This window comes from Sphingorhabdus sp. EL138 (assembly GCF_945882965.1).
Classification (GTDB): Bacteria; Pseudomonadota; Alphaproteobacteria; order Sphingomonadales; family Sphingomonadaceae; genus Sphingorhabdus_B.
Genome location: NZ_CAMCWY010000014.1, coordinates 32,063 through 50,232 on the forward strand (window position 1 = coordinate 32,063; position 18,170 = coordinate 50,232).

At 55.5% G+C, this 18,170-nt stretch carries 19 protein-coding genes and 1 pseudogene; 10 read left to right on the forward strand and 10 right to left on the reverse strand.

Going from position 1 to position 18,170, the window contains the following annotated elements; all coding sequences use genetic code 11:
* Positions 1 to 223: 223 nt before the first annotated feature.
* Positions 224 to 457: pseudogene (locus Q0N43_RS07675) on the forward strand (phenylalanine 4-monooxygenase); the annotation flags it as partial.
* Between the two features lie 63 nt (positions 458 to 520).
* Here Q0N43_RS07675 and Q0N43_RS07680 read toward each other — a convergent pair.
* Positions 521 to 1,501, reverse strand: a complete 981-nt coding sequence (locus Q0N43_RS07680; protein ID WP_295444874.1) for a 50S ribosomal protein L11 methyltransferase — start codon at positions 1,499 to 1,501, stop codon at positions 521 to 523.
* Entirely contained in the window at positions 1,491 to 2,183 is a 693-nt protein-coding gene (locus Q0N43_RS07685; RefSeq protein WP_295444877.1) for an SDR family oxidoreductase, read from the reverse strand. The genes Q0N43_RS07680 and Q0N43_RS07685 overlap by 11 nt, the downstream gene beginning before the upstream one ends.
* A 172-nt stretch (positions 2,184 to 2,355) precedes the next feature.
* Here Q0N43_RS07685 and sdhC point away from each other — a divergent pair, with 172 nt between their 5' ends.
* Genes sdhC through sdhA form a run of 3 tightly spaced genes read left to right on the forward strand, consistent with a single transcriptional unit; the run spans position 2,356 to position 4,993 of the window.
* Complete coding sequence (sdhC, locus tag Q0N43_RS07690) at positions 2,356 to 2,802, forward strand: succinate dehydrogenase, cytochrome b556 subunit (protein WP_366845952.1); 447 nt, start codon at positions 2,356 to 2,358, stop codon at positions 2,800 to 2,802.
* Positions 2,802 to 3,191: a succinate dehydrogenase, hydrophobic membrane anchor protein gene (gene sdhD / locus Q0N43_RS07695; RefSeq protein WP_295444881.1), complete on the forward strand. Its 390-nt coding sequence runs from the start codon at positions 2,802 to 2,804 to the stop codon at positions 3,189 to 3,191. The genes sdhC and sdhD overlap by 1 nt, the downstream gene beginning before the upstream one ends.
* The gene (sdhA, locus tag Q0N43_RS07700) at positions 3,191 to 4,993 is read left to right on the forward strand and encodes a succinate dehydrogenase flavoprotein subunit (RefSeq protein WP_295444884.1); all 1,803 of its coding nucleotides are present in this window, start codon (positions 3,191 to 3,193) and stop codon (positions 4,991 to 4,993) included. The genes sdhD and sdhA overlap by 1 nt, the downstream gene beginning before the upstream one ends.
* 170 nt (positions 4,994 to 5,163) lie before the next feature.
* Here the strand turns inward: sdhA and Q0N43_RS11505 are convergent, their stop codons facing one another.
* From Q0N43_RS11505 to Q0N43_RS07710, 3 genes are all read right to left on the reverse strand, one after another.
* Positions 5,164 to 5,310 carry a hypothetical protein gene (locus Q0N43_RS11505; protein WP_366845953.1) on the reverse strand — a complete coding sequence of 49 codons (147 nt, stop codon included), beginning with the start codon at positions 5,308 to 5,310 and terminating at the stop codon, positions 5,164 to 5,166.
* Positions 5,311 to 5,355: 45 nt separating this feature from the next.
* The gene (locus tag Q0N43_RS11510; RefSeq protein WP_366845954.1) at positions 5,356 to 5,457 is read right to left on the reverse strand and encodes a GIY-YIG nuclease family protein; all 102 of its coding nucleotides are present in this window, start codon (positions 5,455 to 5,457) and stop codon (positions 5,356 to 5,358) included.
* Positions 5,458 to 5,567: 110 nt separating this feature from the next.
* Positions 5,568 to 6,554, reverse strand: a complete 987-nt coding sequence (locus tag Q0N43_RS07710; protein WP_295444887.1) for an LLM class flavin-dependent oxidoreductase — start codon at positions 6,552 to 6,554, stop codon at positions 5,568 to 5,570.
* Between the two features lie 95 nt (positions 6,555 to 6,649).
* On the opposite strand from Q0N43_RS07710, the gene Q0N43_RS07715 reads away from it, so the two are divergent.
* Positions 6,650 to 7,246 carry a LysE family translocator gene (locus Q0N43_RS07715; RefSeq protein ID WP_295444890.1) on the forward strand — a complete coding sequence of 199 codons (597 nt, stop codon included), beginning with the start codon at positions 6,650 to 6,652 and terminating at the stop codon, positions 7,244 to 7,246.
* A gap of 9 nt (positions 7,247 to 7,255) precedes the next feature.
* Here the strand turns inward: Q0N43_RS07715 and Q0N43_RS07720 are convergent, their stop codons facing one another.
* Positions 7,256 to 8,404 carry an alpha-hydroxy acid oxidase gene (locus Q0N43_RS07720; protein ID WP_295444894.1) on the reverse strand — a complete coding sequence of 383 codons (1,149 nt, stop codon included), beginning with the start codon at positions 8,402 to 8,404 and terminating at the stop codon, positions 7,256 to 7,258.
* Positions 8,405 to 8,597: 193 nt separating this feature from the next.
* Here Q0N43_RS07720 and Q0N43_RS07725 point away from each other — a divergent pair, with 193 nt between their 5' ends.
* Positions 8,598 to 9,383 carry a 3-hydroxybutyrate dehydrogenase gene (locus Q0N43_RS07725; RefSeq protein ID WP_295444983.1) on the forward strand — a complete coding sequence of 262 codons (786 nt, stop codon included), beginning with the start codon at positions 8,598 to 8,600 and terminating at the stop codon, positions 9,381 to 9,383.
* Between the two features lie 97 nt (positions 9,384 to 9,480).
* Here Q0N43_RS07725 and Q0N43_RS07730 read toward each other — a convergent pair whose 3' ends face one another.
* The gene (locus Q0N43_RS07730) at positions 9,481 to 9,639 is read right to left on the reverse strand and encodes a hypothetical protein (RefSeq protein WP_295444897.1); all 159 of its coding nucleotides are present in this window, start codon (positions 9,637 to 9,639) and stop codon (positions 9,481 to 9,483) included.
* A 12-nt stretch (positions 9,640 to 9,651) separates the two neighbouring features.
* Complete coding sequence (locus tag Q0N43_RS07735; RefSeq protein WP_295444900.1) at positions 9,652 to 11,253, reverse strand: isocitrate lyase; 1,602 nt, start codon at positions 11,251 to 11,253, stop codon at positions 9,652 to 9,654.
* Positions 11,254 to 11,401: 148 nt separating this feature from the next.
* On the opposite strand from Q0N43_RS07735, the gene Q0N43_RS07740 reads away from it, so the two are divergent.
* On the forward strand, positions 11,402 to 12,817 hold the full coding sequence (locus tag Q0N43_RS07740) for a short-chain fatty acyl-CoA regulator family protein (RefSeq protein ID WP_295444902.1): 1,416 nt from the start codon (positions 11,402 to 11,404) through the stop codon (positions 12,815 to 12,817).
* Positions 12,818 to 12,831: 14 nt separating this feature from the next.
* On the opposite strand, the gene Q0N43_RS07745 is transcribed toward Q0N43_RS07740, so the two are convergent.
* Both Q0N43_RS07745 and Q0N43_RS07750 read right to left on the reverse strand, forming a co-directional pair.
* Entirely contained in the window at positions 12,832 to 13,173 is a 342-nt protein-coding gene (locus tag Q0N43_RS07745) for a GntR family transcriptional regulator (RefSeq protein ID WP_295444905.1), read from the reverse strand.
* A gap of 57 nt (positions 13,174 to 13,230) precedes the next feature.
* Complete coding sequence (locus Q0N43_RS07750) at positions 13,231 to 13,800, reverse strand: nitroreductase (RefSeq protein ID WP_295444908.1); 570 nt, start codon at positions 13,798 to 13,800, stop codon at positions 13,231 to 13,233.
* Positions 13,801 to 13,932: 132 nt separating this feature from the next.
* Between Q0N43_RS07750 and Q0N43_RS07755 the strand changes: the two genes are divergently transcribed.
* From Q0N43_RS07755 to Q0N43_RS07765, 3 genes are read left to right on the forward strand one after another with little or no spacing between them, the layout of a single operon-like run.
* On the forward strand, positions 13,933 to 15,468 hold the full coding sequence (locus tag Q0N43_RS07755) for a peptide MFS transporter (RefSeq protein WP_295444911.1): 1,536 nt from the start codon (positions 13,933 to 13,935) through the stop codon (positions 15,466 to 15,468).
* Between the two features lie 4 nt (positions 15,469 to 15,472).
* The gene (locus Q0N43_RS07760) at positions 15,473 to 16,870 is read left to right on the forward strand and encodes an amidohydrolase (RefSeq protein WP_295444915.1); all 1,398 of its coding nucleotides are present in this window, start codon (positions 15,473 to 15,475) and stop codon (positions 16,868 to 16,870) included.
* The gene (locus Q0N43_RS07765) at positions 16,867 to 18,159 is read left to right on the forward strand and encodes an amidohydrolase family protein (RefSeq protein ID WP_295444918.1); all 1,293 of its coding nucleotides are present in this window, start codon (positions 16,867 to 16,869) and stop codon (positions 18,157 to 18,159) included. The genes Q0N43_RS07760 and Q0N43_RS07765 overlap by 4 nt, the downstream gene beginning before the upstream one ends.
* The last annotated feature ends 11 nt before the right edge of the window (positions 18,160 to 18,170 follow it).

Genomic DNA, 18,170 nt, shown 5'->3' on the forward strand with positions numbered 1-18,170 from the left:
TTTCAGGGTCCATTTCTCGTCTCTACCCTTCGGTCTATGTGGCACGATGGATGCTGAAACGAGTTCAGCATGACGTTAGGGGAAACGCGCCTTCTTTTTCGTTGCCCCTGTGCAGGCTGGGGCCCATCACGTCTATCGTCCGAGCGCGACGCTAACTGGCCAAGCACGATAGGTTCCAGCAGTTGCAGTTGCCGTAATCCGGTTTCAAGTGTAACCTAATACCATGAACTCAAATAGCCATGTTTACGAAACGCCTCCCGCTGGCGCGCATGCCGATTGGACTGTGCCCCAAAATTGGGAAAAGTTCAGCGCGGATGAACATGCCAACTGGGACAGGTTGTTTGCGCGGTAATCGGCAATGCTGCCCGGGCGTGCTGCCGATGCCTTTATGCGCGGTATTGATGTCCTCAAGCTGTCCCGCCCCGGCATTCCCGATTATCGCGAATTGAACGCGCGACCGGCAACCTAGCTACTGATTAAGGCAGCAACGAAGGCTCTCGGGCGGTGCAATGCTGCTTTGCTACCAAGTTCCAAAATCTCCGGGTGGTTGGCTCGTGCGACCACTCGCCCGTACGGGACGTTTCCAACCGTAACTCCGGCGCTTCACGAGCCACAAACACGGCCAGTCGCCACAGTCGACGCGTTTTTCCAGACGGAAACCCTGCCGTTTGTATGCGCGTAATACGGTTTTGGCTTGCGTATTCAGGAGCCCGGCCAATATCAACGAACCATTGTCGCGCAAGATATTCGCAATCGACGGCGCAAGTTCAATCAAGGGGCTGGCAAGAATATTGGCCGTTACAAGGTCGTAGGGCGCTCGTGCGGCGATCAGCGGGTGCGCGGTTCCTTCGGCTGCACAAAGTGCAATTTGCCCCTGAGAAACGCCACAGGGCACGTTGTTGGCCCGCGCATTGTCTGCGGTGACTTCAACGCTGATCGGATCAATATCCGACGCCGTGACATAGGCCTTTGGCCAAAGCTTGTGGGCGGCAAAAGCGAGCAACCCAGTGCCCGTGCCAATATCGGCGATTACGTCGAACCGCTTGCCGGCGCGTTCCATGTTGTCCAGCATATTCAGGCAGCCGGTGGTGGTTTCATGGCCACCTGTGCCAAAGGCGCGGCTTGCCTCAATCAGAAACGGCGTTGCGCCCTTGGGCACGGTCCCCTTGTTGGAACTGGTGTGGACATAAAAACGGCCCGCATGGACTGGCTGTAACGCTTTTTGGCTCATGACGACCCAGTCGGCGTCGGGCAGCTTTTCGATGACTGGATTTGCCTTTGCGGCGCTTTTTATCCGGCTGTGTATGGCATTGATAACAGCTTGGCTGGGTTCAACCGAAAAATAAGCGTCCAAGCGCCATTTATCGTCATTAAATGCCTCAACCTCGTCCGCTACAATCGTGGGCATGGGATCAAGCGATGCCAGCCATGCATCGTCTTCGTGGATTGCCTCTGCCTCTGCACGGGTGCAGGGAAACCGGACTTTCCAATCACCGGACATAGCTTGCGCCATTTACGTCGAGCACCGCGCCGGTCATGGATGGCGGGGCATCCAAAGCGCAAAACTTCGCCATAACCGCGACCTCTTCGGGGTCGGCGACCTTGCCTAAGGGGATGTCTGCCAGCAATTTGTCGCCGCCACGGCTTTGCAGATATTCTTCGGCCATACCTGTCATCGTAAAGCCGGGGCAGATGGCAAAGGCATAAATGCCCTCTTTGGCATAAGCGCGCGCGATGGTTTTGGTCATCGCGACCATACCCGCCTTTGACGCGGCATAATGCCAATGGGCAGGGCTATCGCCGCGATGTGCGGCGCGGCTGGCGATGTTGACGATACGGCCTGATGTGCCATTGGCCTGCCAATGCAGCACCGCGCGGCGGCACATATCCGCACTGGCCGTCAGGTTTATCTGCATCGTTCGTGCCCAACTTGCCAGCCATTCGTCGTCTGGCCGGGAAATAGGGTTTTCTTCGAAGACGCCTGCGTTGTTGATGAGGACATCAATCCGGCCATCCAAAGCGTCAAATGCCTTTGCCCACAGCTGCGCTGGAACCGCCGGATCATTCAGGTCACCATCCTTGCCGGACATGGCAACTACCTTCGTTGTGGCGGCATCAAAGCTTGCGGCAATTGCTGCGCCAATTCCGCGTGAGGCACCGGTGATAAGGATATGTGTTTTCATCGGCGCTGCCTTTCACAGCACAGATAAAATTTCAACTAAAGTTATTAGGGTCAGGACCACAAAAATTGGTTAGCCGATTCCACGTTTCGCACTGCGCAGGTCTTGCACCAAAGCATTAATCGGTTAATGAGCGTGACAACGTCGAACGCTAATATATATGAAGGACGCTAATATGATGGCGAAAAACCCTAACCGGCCACTGTCACCGCATTTGCAGGTGTATCGTTGGTCGCCGCAGATGGCCATTTCGATCTTCCACCGCGCGACAGGTTTTGTTCTCGCGACTGCTGGAATGATGACTTTATTGTGGTGGTTGGCGGCAATTGGGGGCGGTGCGCAAAGCTATGCCACGTTCCAACAATATGTCGTTTCGGCAGGTGCCGATGGTACGGTCGTGCAAATGGCTAGCAACTGGTTCTTCCGCCTTGTGGCTTTGGCCGTGACCTTCAGTTTCTTTCAACATCTGGCCTCCGGGCTTCGCCACTTTGTGCTGGATATTGGCGCTGGCTATGAATTGAAGGCCAACCGGTTGTGGGCATCGGTTGCATTTGTCGCAGCCTTTTTTGCAACTGCATTGGTCGCCCTGTTTGTGGCATCACGCTTTCTTGGAGTTTTGTGATGGACAGTAGAACAAATATTGGTCGCGTCCGCGGCCTTGGTTCGGCCAAGCATGGCGGCGAACATTGGTTGAAGCAGCGCTTGACCGCGATTGGTAATGTATTGCTGACCACTTGGTTTGTGTTGTCTTTGCTAATGATCCCAAGTTTTGACCATGCGGCGCTCGCGCAATGGCTGGCACAGCCATTGGTTGCGGTTCCCATGATCTTGATGATTACCAATATCTTTGCGCATGCCCGCTTGGGCCTTCAGGTGTTGATCGAGGATTATGTCCATGATGACGGCCTGAAGTTTGCGGCCATGACATTATTGAACTTTTACGTCATCGCCAGCGCCGTATTCGGCATTTTCGTCGTCGCAAAACTCGCATTTACCGGAGCTCCCGCCTGATGTCAGACGCTTACAAGATTATTGACCACACATATGATACCGTTGTCGTCGGCGCTGGCGGTTCAGGTCTGCGCGCCACTATGGGCAGCGCAGAAGCGGGTTTGAAAACCGCTTGCATTACCAAAGTCTTCCCAACGCGTTCGCACACTGTCGCGGCGCAAGGCGGAATTGCGGCATCGCTTGGTAACAATTCGCCGGACCATTGGACCTGGCATATGTATGACACGGTCAAGGGCTCCGATTGGCTCGGTGACCAAGATGCCATTGAATATATGGTCCGTGAGGCACCTGCTGCGGTGTACGAACTGGAGCATGCGGGCGTCCCATTCTCGCGCAACGCCGACGGCACTATCTACCAACGGCCATTTGGCGGGCATATGCAGAATATGGGCGAAGGCCCCCCAGTTCAGCGTACCGCAGCGGCAGCCGACCGTACCGGTCACGCGATGTTGCACGCTTTGTATCAGCAAAGCCTGAAGTATGACGCGGACTTCTTTATTGAATATTTCGCGCTCGACCTGATCATGGAAAATGGTGAATGCCGAGGTGTCATCGCCATGTGCATGGAAGATGGCAGCATTCACCGGTTTAAGAGCCACGCAGTCGTGTTGGCAACCGGGGGCTATGGCCGCGCCTATTTCTCCGCCACTTCGGCGCATACTTGCACCGGCGATGGCGGCGGCATGGTCTTGCGCGCTGGGCTGCCATTGCAGGATATGGAGTTTGTCCAGTTCCACCCGACGGGTATTTATGGCGCTGGCGTTCTCATCACCGAAGGCGCACGCGGTGAGGGTGGTTATCTGACCAACAGCGAAGGCGAACGCTTTATGGAGCGCTACGCCCCATCGGCGAAGGACCTTGCGTCACGCGACGTCGTCAGCCGTTCGATGGCGCTTGAAATGCGCGAAGGGCGCGGCGTTGGCGAGCACAAAGACCATATCTATTTGCATCTCGATCATATCGACCCTGCGGTATTGGCGCAGCGTTTGCCCGGCATCACCGAAAGCGGCAAGATTTTCGCGGGCGTTGACCTGACGCGGCAGCCGCTGCCCGTCACGCCAACCGTGCACTATAATATGGGCGGTATTCCTTGCAATTATCATGGCCAAGTCGTCAACAAGGTAGGCGATGATCCCGAAGTCATCGTGCAGGGCCTTTATGCCGTTGGCGAAGCAGCCTGCGTTTCGGTGCATGGCGCAAACCGTTTGGGTTCCAACTCGTTAATTGACCTTGTCGTATTTGGCCGGGCAACGGGCTTGCATTTGAAGGCATCCCTGACTGCTGGCGCGCCGCATAAGGCTTTGCCGGCTGACGCTGCGGACCTTGCGCTTGCACGCATCGACAAGTTTCGTAACGCGAAAGGCGGATCACCCACAGCCGAGATCCGCTTGCAAATGCAACGCACGATGCAAAAGCATGCTGCCGTATTCCGCGACACTGCGTTGTTGGAAGAAGGCGTAGTTGAAATGCAGAAGGTCAATAAGCGTTTGGCCGACGTTCGCGTGACCGACCGTAGCCTTATCTGGAATACCGACCTCATCGAAACGCTTGAGCTCGATAACCTGATGGCACAGGCGGTTTGCACAGTCGAAAGTGCAAACAACCGCAAGGAAAGCCGTGGCGCACATGCGCACGAAGATTTCCCCGAGCGCGACGACGCCAACTGGATGAAGCATACGGCGTCATGGTTTGAAGGCTGGGGCGGCTCCGGCGGTAAAGTCAAAATCGACTACCGTCCGGTCCATGACTACACCCTCACCGACGATGTCGCGTATATTAAGCCGAAGCCGAGGGTGTATTGAGGGCTTAGAAAATCGGGGTATTTCGAAAATTACCCCAGTCAACAAACACCCCGTCGCCCCAGTGCAGGCTGGGGCCTATCACGCGTATCAGGGTAGCGCGTCGGGGGTTTGTGTAAACCGATAAACGCGATAGGCCCCAGCCTGCACTGGGGCGACGTTTGGGTTGATGGCTATTTGTTCAGGTCTTCACACAAGTCCCGCCATTCAGGATTGCTTCGGCTGATCAATTCGGTTTTCCATCGGCGCTTCCAAACCTTCATGGCCTTTTCGCGCTTGATGGCTTCTTCGATGTCGTCAAATGCTTCATAATAGACCAAAATCTTACAGCCATTTTCTGTACAGAATTTGGAGCCTAGATCATTCTAATGCTCCCAAATCCGGCTTGGGAGGTTGGCGGTCACGCCGATATAGAGCGTGCCGTGCGAGCCGCTGGCCATGATGTAGACATATCCGCCTTCTGCCAAATCATCCTCCCAACCCACCGTCGCCCCGGCGTAGGCTGGGGCCCATCACGTGGTGAAGGCTCGCACTCCGATTGTCGGCTTGCGCGGAAAAGCCTGATTACCTTACCCCGTCAAAGGCGCGCAAAAACCTCCGCCGTAATCGCCAAACTCCGTTTGCGCTTTTCATGGTCGAAAACCGAACATGCAACGATGATTTCGTCGGCTTGCGTCCGGGCCTGAAACGCTTGCACCGCGGCCTTGACGGTATCCGCCGCACCGATGGCGCTTGCGGACAGTACATCATTCAAGGCCGATGCAAAATGCGGGGGCAGGGATGCGACATAGCCCTCCACAGGTGGCGGCAATTGGCGGGGGTTGCCCGTGCGAAATGCGACGAAGCTTTGCATCAATGAACTTGCTAAAAATTCCCCTTCCGCATCGGTGTCGGCGGCGATGATGTTGAACGCGGCCATGGCGTGCGGGGCGTCAAGCGCGGCGCTTGGGCGGAAATGGCTGCGGTAGATATGCAGCGCCTCATCCAGCATTTGTGGCGCAAAGTGGCTGGCAAAGGCAAAGGGCAGGCCCAAGGCTGCGGCAACCTGCGCGCCATAGAGGCTGCTGCCCAAGATGTAGAGTTGGACATGGGCGCCTGCACCCGGCGTGGCGACGATGCCGGTTTGGCCATCATCGGCGAAATAGCTTTGTAATTCCATCACATCGCGCGGGAACGCATTGGGGTCGCTGTCGAGCGTCCGCCGGATTGCGGCGGCAACGCGTTGGTCACTGCCCGGTGCCCGGCCAAGCCCCAAATCAATGCGGCCCGGATACAGGGCATCCAACGTGCCGAACTGTTCGGCAATGACTAAGGGGGAATGGTTGGGCAACATGATGCCGCCGGAACCAACGCGGATGGTCTTTGTCGCCGCAGCAATATGCCCGATGACGACGCTGGTAGCTGCGCTCGCAATTCCGCGCATGCCGTGATGTTCGGCAACCCAATAGCGTGTGAAGCCAAGGTTTTCGGCATGCGCCGCAAGGTCAGCCGCATTGGCGAGCGCGCTTGCAACGGACCCGCCTTCGACAACAGGCACCAGATCAAGAAAAGAGAATGAAGTCATGGGGTGTAGATGGTGGGTTATTACCGCAAAGCCAAGCGCAATCGACTATTTCTTCGTGCCGTGCGATATACGTTCTGGTGATCACTGAACTTTTTATGCCTTTCCTTGTGACAACAATGCTCATCGAGCTAACCCCCGGTCCAAATATGGCGTGGTTGGCGTTGACGAGCGCGAGCGAAGGCAAAAGGTCCGGATTTGCGGCGGTAGCAGGGATTGCGCTTGGCCTTGCGACGCTGGCCACAGCATCGGCCATTGGCCTTGCGGAGTTGGCGACGCGCTCTCCAACGATATTCAGCCTGTTGCGATATGCAGGCGTTGCCTATTTGCTTTGGCTGGCGTGGAAGACATGGGCGGACAAAAATGAACCCATGCCGGAGAATATAAGCAAAAATGCGCTCGGTGCATGGTTTCGCCATGGGCTGTTGTTGAACCTGCTGAACCCCAAGGCAGCCGTTTTCTTCCTAACGGTTCTGCCAGCCTATATCACGCAAAGCGCGCCAGTTGCGCCGCAAACGGCGTTGCTCTCTGCAAGCTATGTAGCGATTGCCACTTTTGTGCATTTGGTCATCGTTGCACTAGCGGCACAGGCACATGGATGGATATCCACCGGGACCAGGGCACGAATCGTCCGCCGCGTCTTTGCCGTTCTGTTGGCAGGTATCGCTATTTGGTTTCTGGCGAGCTCAGCTTAGGGCCTGCCCCTAACGCCACCGCAGCATCGACGGGTCTAGTTGGGCCGGTGATGTAACGCCCATAAGCCGCATGTCGCGATCAATCTCATCACGCAATTTGCCGACAATGCGCGCGACGCCTGGTTGTCCCGCTGCGGCCAAGGCATACAGATACAAACGCCCGCCGGAGCACGCGGTTGCGCCGGCGGCAAGCGCCTTCAATACATGGCTTCCGCGCTGCACGCCGCCATCGCAGATGATGTCGACCTTGCCGCCCACCGCATCGGCGATTTCGGATATCTGGTCAAATGGGGAGCGCGACCCGTCCAATTGTCGTCCGCCATGGTTGGACACCATGATCGCGGTCGCGCCAATGTCGACGGCGCGTTTCGCATCGTCAACGGACATGATCCCTTTCAGGCAGAATTCACCACCCCAATCCGAACGGACCCGTTCGGCCATTTTCCAGTCCATGGATGTATCCAACATAGTGTTAAAATATTCCGCCACCGATACCGCGACATTGGTGCCTGCATCGACATGCGTCTGCAAATTGGGCAGCGCAAATTTTTCGCGGAATATATAATTCAGCGCCCATTTCGGGTGGATGGCATAGCTTAACACTGACGCAGGTGTGAAGCGCGGCGGCGAAGTGAAGCCGCTGCGTAGGCATCGTTCGCGGTTTCCCGAAACGATCGTGTCGACCGTGAGGGCAATCGCATCAAACTTTGCCGCCTTGCAGCGTTCGATCATCGACGCGTTCAGCCCCTTGTCCTTGTGGATGTAGAGTTGGAACATTTTTGGCGTTTTGATGGTTGCGCCGACTTCCTCAATGCTGACGGTGGCGAGTGAGGAGATACCAAACCATATATTATGTTGCTGCGCGACTGACGCAACGGCACGCTCGCCCTGCCAGTGAAACAGGCGCTGCAACGCCGTGGGGGACAGCATTAGCGGCATGTCAATCCGCTGCCCCATGACGGTCACCCCCATGTCGATCTCCGATACGCCAGCCAAGACATTGGGTACCAGATCGCAATCGTCAAATGCCGAAGTGTTGCGCGTCTTTGTCCGTTCATCGTCGGCAGCGCCATCGATGTAATTGAAGATCGGTGAGGGCAGGCGCGATTCTGCTAAACGGCGGAAATCGGCAACATTATGGCAATCTTTTAAACGCATTTTGGTCCTATGACAGACCTTGCACAGATTTGCATCTATTTGGATAGTTTGCGCGCGCAAGGGTTACTTGCGTTTCTGATTGGCTCACGGTCGTTACGCCGCATATTGTCCTTATGGAACATTGCGTTTAGCGTCGCATTGCGCAAGACAGCGTCATCAATACGTCCAGACCCCAATGCAAAGGCATGCTCATATGTTCCTCAAAGGCAAAACAGCACTCATCACGGGTTCAACCTCGGGTATTGGGTTGGGCTATGCCCGTGCGTTAGCCGCGCAGGGTGCACATGTGATGATAAACGGGTTCGGTGATGCCGACCTGATACAAAGCTATGTTGACGAACTCAGCAAGGTAAGCGGCGGAAAGGCGCAGTATTCCGCGGCCGACATGACTCAACCCGACAGCATCCGGGCTATGGTCTCCGAATGCACCAACCTATTGGGATCTCCGGATATTTTGATTAATAATGCCGGAATCCAGCATGTCGCGCCGGTTGACGAATTTCCCGACGACAAATGGGATGCGATCCTGTCCATCATCTTGTCCTCGGCATTTCACACTACAAAGGCCGCCTTGCCCGCGATGAAGGCAAAGGGTTGGGGCCGTATTATCAATACAGGGTCGATGCACAGCCTCGTCGCATCGCCGTTCAAATCGGCCTATAATGCCGCAAAGCATGGCCTTGCTGGCTTCACCAAAACGGTTGCGCTTGAGGTGGCTACGCAAGGCATCACAGTGAACAATATCTGCCCGGGCTATGTCTGGACATCGTTGGTCGAAAACCAAATTCCCGATACCATGAAAGCCCGCGGGCTAACGCGGGATCAAGTTATCAACGATGTACTGCTTGCCAACCAGCCGCAGAAGAAATTTGTGCAGGTGGATCAATTAGCCGCGCTCGCGGTGTTTTTGTGCCGCGATGAGGCGAGCGCGATTACTGGCACAAACCTGTCCGTTGATGGCGGTTGGACGGCGCAATAGCAGTCCATTTCTAGCACCGAGGGATAAAAAACCGCCGACATTGCTGCCGGCGGTTAGGCGTTTTTCCTCCCCAGGAAAACACGGAAAACGGGTAGGTCTATTTGCCGCCAGCGCTACCAAGGCGGTGATACAGCCGAGCAAATTTTACCGATTCAGGCTTGTCCTGAATGACCTCAAGATAATGTACCAATGCTTGGCGAAGCAGCGTTAGGTCCTCGGTAGAAAGGACGGCACGTGCGCGTGGTGGCTCACCCATATTGATCGCTCCTTACGCGCCTTGACCAAATTGATTCATTGTATTGTCTTTGCCGCCTGCCTTCAGTGCAGCTTCACCGGCAAAATATTCCTTATGATCATCACCAATGTCGGAGCCCGACATATTCTGGTGCTTGACGCATGCGATGCCCTGACGGATTTCCTTGCGCTGGACGCCTGCGACATAGCCAAGCATGCCCATTTCGCCGAAATAGTCCTTGGCCAAATTATCGGTGCTAAGTGCCGCTGTATGATATGTTGGCAGCGTGATGAGGTGGTGGAAAATGCCTGCACGCTTTGCCGAATCGCGCTGGAAGTTCTGGATGCGGACATCCGCCTCAATCCCAAGCGTCGTCTCATCATAGCTTGCGCTCATCAAGTTCGCGCGTTCATAGGCCGAGACGTCCTGACCTTCGGCAGACCATGCATCAAACACTTGCTGACGGAAGTTCAGCGTCCAATTGAAGCTTGGCGAGTTGTTATAGGCCAGCTTTGCATTGGGAACGACTTCACGGATGCGGTCAACCATTCCGGCGATTTGTTCGATGTGCGGCTTTTCCGTTTCGATCCAGATAAGGTCGGCGCCGTTCTGAAGCGACGTAATGCAATCCAACACACAACGATCTTCGCCAGTGCCAGAGCGGAACTGAAACAGGTTGGATGGCAAACGCTTTGGACGCAGCAATTTTCCGTTCCGGTTCAAAATGACGTCGCCATTTTGCGCGGTGGCGGGGTCGATTTCTTCACAATCAAGGAAGCTGTTGTACAAATCGCCCAAGTCGCCAGCGGCGGTTGAAACGGCGATCTGCTTGGTGAGGCCAGCGCCAAGCGAGTCAGTGCGTGCAACGATAATGCCTTCTGGAACGCCAAGTTCAAGGAAGGCATAGCGGCATGCGCGGATTTTCTGGAGGAAATCCTCATGGGGCACGGTAACTTTTCCGTCTTGGTGGCCGCACTGCTTTTCATCCGAGACCTGGTTTTCGATCTGCAGCGCACATGCACCTGCCTCGATCATCTTCTTTGCGAGCAAATAAGTCGCTTCTGCGTTGCCGAACCCGGCGTCGATATCCGCTATGATGGGTACGACATGGGTTTCATGGTTTTCGATCTTCTCCATGATGGCGGCGGCGCGGGCGGTGTCATTCTGTCCACGCGCATCGTCAAGGTCGCGGAAGAGGATGTTGAGTTCGCGGCTGTCGGCTTGGCGCAAGAATGTGTAGAGTTCTTCGATCAGCGCAGGAACGCTTGTCTTCTCATGCATAGACTGGTCGGGCAGGGGGCCAAATTCACTGCGCAATGCGGCAATCATCCAACCTGACAGATACAAATAACGCTTCTTGGTGGTGCCAAAATGCTTCTTGATGGAGATCATCTTTTGCTGCGCGATGAACCCGTGCCAGCAACCCAGCGATTGCGTATATTGCGCGGGGTCTGCGTCATAGGCAGCCATGTCTTCGCGCATGATCTTGGCGGTGTACCGTGCAATGTCGAGACCCGTCTGGAAGCGGTTTTGCAACTGCATCCGCGCGACGGATTCAGCGCTGATGGAATCCCACGTTCCGTTGTGCGCGGCAATTTGCGCGCTGTTTGTGGCTATCAGTGTCTGATATGACATTTTCTATTCCTTCAGTCGTGTTGCTCGATTTCGAGGTATTCCGCCACTGCCGCAGAAAAGCCGAGTCAATTTTGTAATATTTATTGTGTTATCGTCGTTAAACCGTATCGTTACTTTGTAATGTTGTAATTTTATTGACACGAGATCTATGGCTGAAGAGAAACTATTTGCAGGACATGCCGTGCGAAGGATCCGCCGCGCTTATGGTCTGACCCAAGGGGCAATGGCGGATGGGCTTGCGATTTCGCCTTCCTATCTCAACCTGATTGAACGCAATCAACGGCCGTTGACCGCGACCTTGTTATTGAAACTGGCGCAGTCTTATGACTTCGATCCGCGCACATTGAAGGGTGCAACGCCGGGTGGCGGCGTTGATGCTATCCGGCGTCGGTTAAGCGATCCGATGTTTGCTGACCTTGCCGTTGACCGGGCGCAGGTCGAAGAATGGATTGCCGCAAGCCCGGATGCGGCCGAGGCGTTTGCGCGGGCGTTTGACCGTCTTTCGGGCGGCTCCCACGGCGGGGCGAGCGCAGCAGGGGGCGGCGCACAGATTGAGCCTGAAGCCATTGCATCGGCGCGACGCGAGATTGAACGCTGGCGCAACCATTTTGCCGATTTGGACTCTCAAGCGGAGACCCTTGCGGACGAACTGCGCCTCGCCAATGCGGACCTTTATGGCGCGATTACCGAACGGCTGCGCGTAAAGCATCAGCTTTCCATCCGCATTTTGCCGTTTGACGTAATGCCAGACAGGCTCCGCCGCCTCGACCTGCACGCACGGCAGCTGCAATTGTCCGAACTGCTTGACCCCGCCAGCCGCACCTTTGCAGCCGCGTTGCAGCTTGGTATTCTGGAGGCAAAGGCGGAGATTGATGCACTCGTCGCCGGTGCATCCTTCCCGGAACGGGCTGCTGAACGGCTCTATCGGCGCCATTTAAGCAGCTATTTCGCCGCTGCTGTCATGATGCCTTATGCGCGGTTCCTGCGCGCCTGCGACGCCACGGGATACGACATCATGCTTTTGCAGCGACGCTTTGGCGCAGGCTTTGAACAGATCGCCCACCGCCTGACCACGTTGCAGCGTGTGGGCCAACGCGGTTTGCCGTTTTTCATGTTGCGCATTGATAGGGCAGGGCAAAGCAGCAAACGTTATGCTGGTGCGAGCGCATCGCCATTGGTGGCGACCGACCGGCGGTGTCCTTTATGGCATGTGCATAATGTGTTTGCGCGGCCCGGGACGCTTATGCCGCATCTGGTGGAGTTAGAGGACGGCAGTCGTTGGTTCACTTTGTCGCGTACAGTGCACCCGCAAACTGCGGTGAGCGGCAACGTGGAGGCAGAATTTGCGATTTGCCTTGGCTTGGACGCACAGCTTGCCGCGCCTTTGGCCGCTGCCCGTGGGTTGGACCTTAAAAATGGCGGAGCGACGGCGATTGGCCTTGGCTGTTCAGCGTGCACGCGGCCGGAATGTCCCCAAAGAAGTGCGCCGCCCGCTGGCCGTGTGCTGGTATTCAATGAACGCGAACGCGGTATGTCGCCTTTTACCTTTGACCAAAGTGCCTGAAGCTAACTCATGGCCTAGTTCAGCGCGAGTAACTCTGAAGGATCAATACCTGCGCGCTGCATCTGTGCCTTTACATCGGGCCAAACATTCTGAACGAAATTGTCCCGCTCAAAACTCCGCAGCTTTGCCGTGGCGCCCAGGGCAACAAACAGGCCAACGCCACGTTTGACATCGACCAAGCCGCTGTCTTGAAATAACTGATAGGCCTTGGCCACGGTCAGCGGATTTGCACCCTGAACGGCTGCAAAAGCTCGCACGGAGGGCAGCATTTCGCCCTCTTTATAATTGCCGTCTAGGATCGCCGCAGTGATCACGTCGCGTAATTTTAGATAGACTGGCTTTGCATCATTTTTCATCACATGCTCACTGCCATAATACAGTATGGCGCGTCAAGCATGGGGGAAACTATATAGTCATGGCCATTGACGGATGATGTCGCTTGGCACGGGGCGTGGGCGTTCATCCAAGCCAAGCGCTGGGGTACCAATGAAGAACATGCCCGCTATCTGCTCCTCGCCCTGACAAATGGCCGCGTGCACCACAGGGTCATAGCTTGTCCATCCTGTGATCCAGCTGCCGACAAAGCCATGCGCATGCGCCGCGTGGAGCAAATTCATACCCACCGCGCCAACGCTCATCTGCTGCTCCCACAGCGGAATTTTCAGGCTTGGTTGCTGGGAAAAAATCAGCATTATAAGCGTTGGGGCCATGTAAGCAGACGCAACAGCAGCTTCAATTTGCACTTGGCGCGCATCCGGGTTCGCGGCGCAGAATGCTGTTTTCAACAGGTCCGCAAAGGCCGAGCGGTCAGTGATCTCGACAAAACGCCACGGGAATAGTTTGCCATGATCGGGGGTGCGCATCGCCGTTTGCAGGATCAGGTCAAGCGTCGCGCTGTCGGGGCCGGGGGCGACCATATCGCGTGGTTTTCCAGAGCGGCGGGTTTCCAGATAGGCGGTGACAGACGAAAGATCGTTGAACATTCCACTCCCTTCGACGAAATTCGACCCTTTCGGCAATAAAATTCTTCACACGCGCAATTTTTTCGGTAGGTTCCGGCACGATCGTCCCATTTAACGGGATTTTAAACATAACAAAGATGAGGGGTTCGCTCGATGGCGACATCATATGCGCAAGAAGGCGATGCAGCTGGGACATTGCTTGGCCATCCCAAGGGTCTTTTTGTATTATTCTTCGCTGAGATGTGGGAGCGTTTTTCCTATTACGGGATGCGCGCACTGCTGATTTTCTATTTGACTAAACACTGGTTGTTTTCGGATGAAGATTCCGGCGTCATATACGGGGCCTATACTGCTTTGGTGTATATCACGCCTGTGCTTGGCGGTTACCTCGCGGATCGCTATCTTGGGCAGCGAAAGGCCGTCACCTATGGCGCTGTTCTGCTAACCTTTGGCCACTTCCTCATGGGCTTTGAAGGTGCTGGAGGCCAGGATGCAGCGTCGCTGAACATCTTCTGGCTCGCATTGGCGTTTATCATCGTCGGTTCGGGCTTTTTGAAGGCAAATATTTCGGTCATCGTCGGGCAGCTTTATCCACGTACCGATGTGCGCCGTGATGGTGCCTATACCATCTTCTATATGGGCATTAACCTTGGCGCTGCGCTTGGAGCGCTGCTCTGCGGCTATCTGGGCGAGACCTATGGCTGGTCTTATGGCTTTGGCGCAGCGGGCGTAGGCATGTTGCTTGGCCTTATTGTTTTTATCGTTTTTAAGCCGTTGCTGCTTGGTCGCGGTGAGCCGTTAAACCCTGAGGCGTTGAACAAGACGGTTTTGGGCATCAAGCTGGAATGGCTGCTATATCTTGTCGGCCTTGTGGCTGTCGTCATTTGCTGGTGGTTGGTGCAAAACCAAAGCGTTGTTGGCACATTGCTTGGCGTCGCTGGTGCAATTCTCATTGCTTATGTTTTGTGGACAGCGGTGCGTAAACTTGAACCGCACGACCGCGACCGCATTTTTGCGGCGATGTTCTTGATTATCGGTTCGATCCTGTTCTGGGCCTTATTTGAACAGGCAGGTTCTTCTTTAAACCTGTTTACCGACCGCCATGTGGATCGCGCGGGCGTTCCAGCATCAGTGTTCCAATCCTTAAACGCCATCTACATCGTTCTGCTTGCTCCATTGTTTGCATGGCTATGGACATCACTTGGCCGCAAGGGGCTTGAGCCATCGGCTACGGCAAAATTCGGCCTTGGCATTGTTCAGTTGGGCATAGGCTTTCTGGTCCTCGTGGCGGGTTCGGCTGCGGCGGGTGCAGACAGCATGGTGCCTGTATTGTTCATCTTCCTGATCTATTTGTTCCACACAACTGGTGAATTGTGCCTGTCGCCTGTGGGTCTAAGTGCGATGAACCGGCTTGCGCCTGCACATCTTGCATCGTTGATTATGGGAACATGGTTTTTTGCATCGGCAACTGGGAACTTTGTTGCGGGCCTGATTGCCTCGGCAACGGGATCAGAAGCGGCATCTGGCGAAGGCGCAGGGCGTGAAGTCGTTATGGCCGTCTATAGCCAGATTGGCTGGATCGCGATTGGCGTCGGCGTGGCCGTTGTAGTCATCTCGCCGCTCATCAAGAAACTGATGCACCTTGACACGCTTAAGGACGAAGACACTGCAGAAGAAAAGGCAGCATAAGCATATGAAGAGCAATTTGCTCTGGTCGATACTGGCCGCCCCACTGGCCCTGATGGCGTGCTCTAACGCCGACGGTCCAAAGACCGCTTCGGCCACACCGGCATCGGCGCCAGCGGAAAAGGTCCCGGCGCCATTTCCGTCAACATATAAGGCCTATCCCGGCGTGGCGACGGCCATTCGTAACGTCACTATATATGATGGCGAAGGCGGCAAGATTGACAATGGCGTGGTGTTTATGACCAGCGGCAAGATCAGCAGTGTTGGCGGCCCGGATACGATCATTCCGCCGGGCGTAAATGTGGTCGATGGAGCCGGCAAGTTTGTGACGCCGGGCATCATCGATATTCACTCCCATTTGGGTAACTATCCATCGCCATCGGTTGAGGCGCATAGCGACGGTAATGAGGCGACATCGCCCACGACACCTGAAGTATGGGCAGAACATAGCGTATGGCCGCAAGACCCCGGTTTCAGCCGTGCGCTCGCAAATGGTGGCGTGACGGCGTTGCAGGTATTGCCGGGTTCGGCAAACCTGATGGGCGGCCGGTCCGTTGTCCTGAAAAACGTCTATGCCCGCACGGTGCAGGGTATGAAGTTTCCCGACGCGCCTTATGGTTTGAAAATGGCCTGCGGTGAAAATCCCAAGCGCGTTTACGGATCCAAAGGCCGGATGCCGTCAACACGCATGGGCAATATCGCCGTGAACCGGCAGACTTGGATCCAGGCGCAGGAATATAAGAAAAAGCGCGATAGCGGCAAAGAATATACCCGCGACCTCGGCATGGAAACATTGGCTGGCGTATTGGATGGTGACATCTCGATCCAGAACCACTGCTACCGCGCTGACGAAATGGCGCTCGTCCTCGATATGGCCAAGGAATTTGGGTATAAGGTATCGACATTCCACCATGCGGTCGAAAGCTATAAAATCGCTGATCTGTTGCGCGACAATAAAGTCTGTTCGGCGGTATGGGCCGATTGGTGGGGTTTCAAGATGGAGGCATATGACGCCATTCCTGAAAACGCCGCAATTCTGCATAATGCGGGTGCCTGCGTCATCATCCATTCCGACGATGAAAACCAGATTCAGCGTTTGAACCAAGAAGCGGCAAAGGCGCAAGCCGATGGCCGTCGAATGGGTTTCAACATTAGCGATGCCGAAGTCATCAAATGGCTGACATACAACCCTGCTAAGGCGTTAGGCATATCGGACAAAACAGGGAGCTTGAAGGCTGGTAAAATGGCCGATGTCGTATTGTGGAACGGCAACCCGTTGAGCGTCTACGCCCGACCAGACAAGGTGTGGATTGATGGTGCGTTAATGTTTGATGCAAGCAACCCCAAAATACGTCCGGTCAGCGATTTTGAGCTTGGCCAACCCGGTGAAGGAGATGTGAAATGAGGCATTTCCTATATGCCGCCTCTGCTGTGGCAGCCTTTGCAACGCCCATTGCCGCCGAAACCATTGCCATCACAGGTGGCCGCGTCGTGGTCGGGGATGGCAGCGCGCCGATTGAACGTGGCACTGTGGTTATCCGCGACGGCAAAATCATCGCCGCAGGCGCAAATGTTGCCGTGCCCGCGGGTGCCCGCAAAATTGACGCAACGGGCAACTGGGTAACGCCGGGCGTTTTTGCTGGCTTCACACGGCTTGGCCTATCTGAGGTTGATGCCGTTAACGGTACAAACGACAAAAGCGGCGGTAAAAGCGGTTTTTCCGCAGCTATCGATGTTGCACCTGCGATTGATCCGTTTCGTTCATCCTTCGCCATCAACCGTGCGGCAGGTGTGACCCGCGCTGTGGTTGCACCAGAGGCTGCGGACAACATATTTGCAGGGCAGGGCGCGATTGCCGATCTGGGTGCGGATAGTAATCCGGTGACGAAAGCCCGTGCGTTCCAGTTTGCCGAGTTCGGTGAAGATGGCGCTGCGTCTGCGGGTGGAAGCCGTGCGGGAACGCATCTGCACTTCCGCGCCATGCTGCGTGAGGCCCAAGATTATGCCGCAGGGCGTGGCACCTTTGATGATGATTTGTTGAAGGCTGAGGATGCCAAGGCGTTGTTGTCCGTCCTTAAAGGTGAAACCCGTTTGCTCATACATGTTGAAGGCGCAAATGACATGCTTCGACTGATGGAGTTAAAGCGGGAATTCCCCGCGATTAAAATGGTGTTTGTGGGCGTGAGCGAAGGTTGGCGGGTTGCTCGCGAGCTTGCGCAGGCTGGCATTCCTGTCGTCGCGTCCGCTCTCAATGATTTGCCCGCAACATTCGAAATGCTGGGGGCGACGCAAAGCAATATTGGCCGGATGAAAGACGCCGGTGTTCAGGTTGCCATTGGCATGATCAACGACCGGGATTCGCACCAATTGCGCTACACAACGCAATATGCGGGCAATATTGTGGGCTTGCAATATGTGCCAGGTGCAACGGGTCTGACCTGGGATGAGGCTTTTTCCGCGATTAGTTCGGTTCCTGCCGAGATCATGGGCGTTGGCGACCGCCTTGGCAGCTTGAAGGCAGGAAGGGCGGCAGATGTCGTGGTCTGGGATGGCGACCCGCTTGAGCTTTCGAGTGCAGCTATTGCGGTTATCATCGACGGTATTGAACAACCGCTCGCCAACCGTCAGAATCGCCTGCGTGACCGTTATGCGCGTCCCACAGAAGGTGATTTGCCCAAGGCATATGATCGTTGATTTTTTAAGGG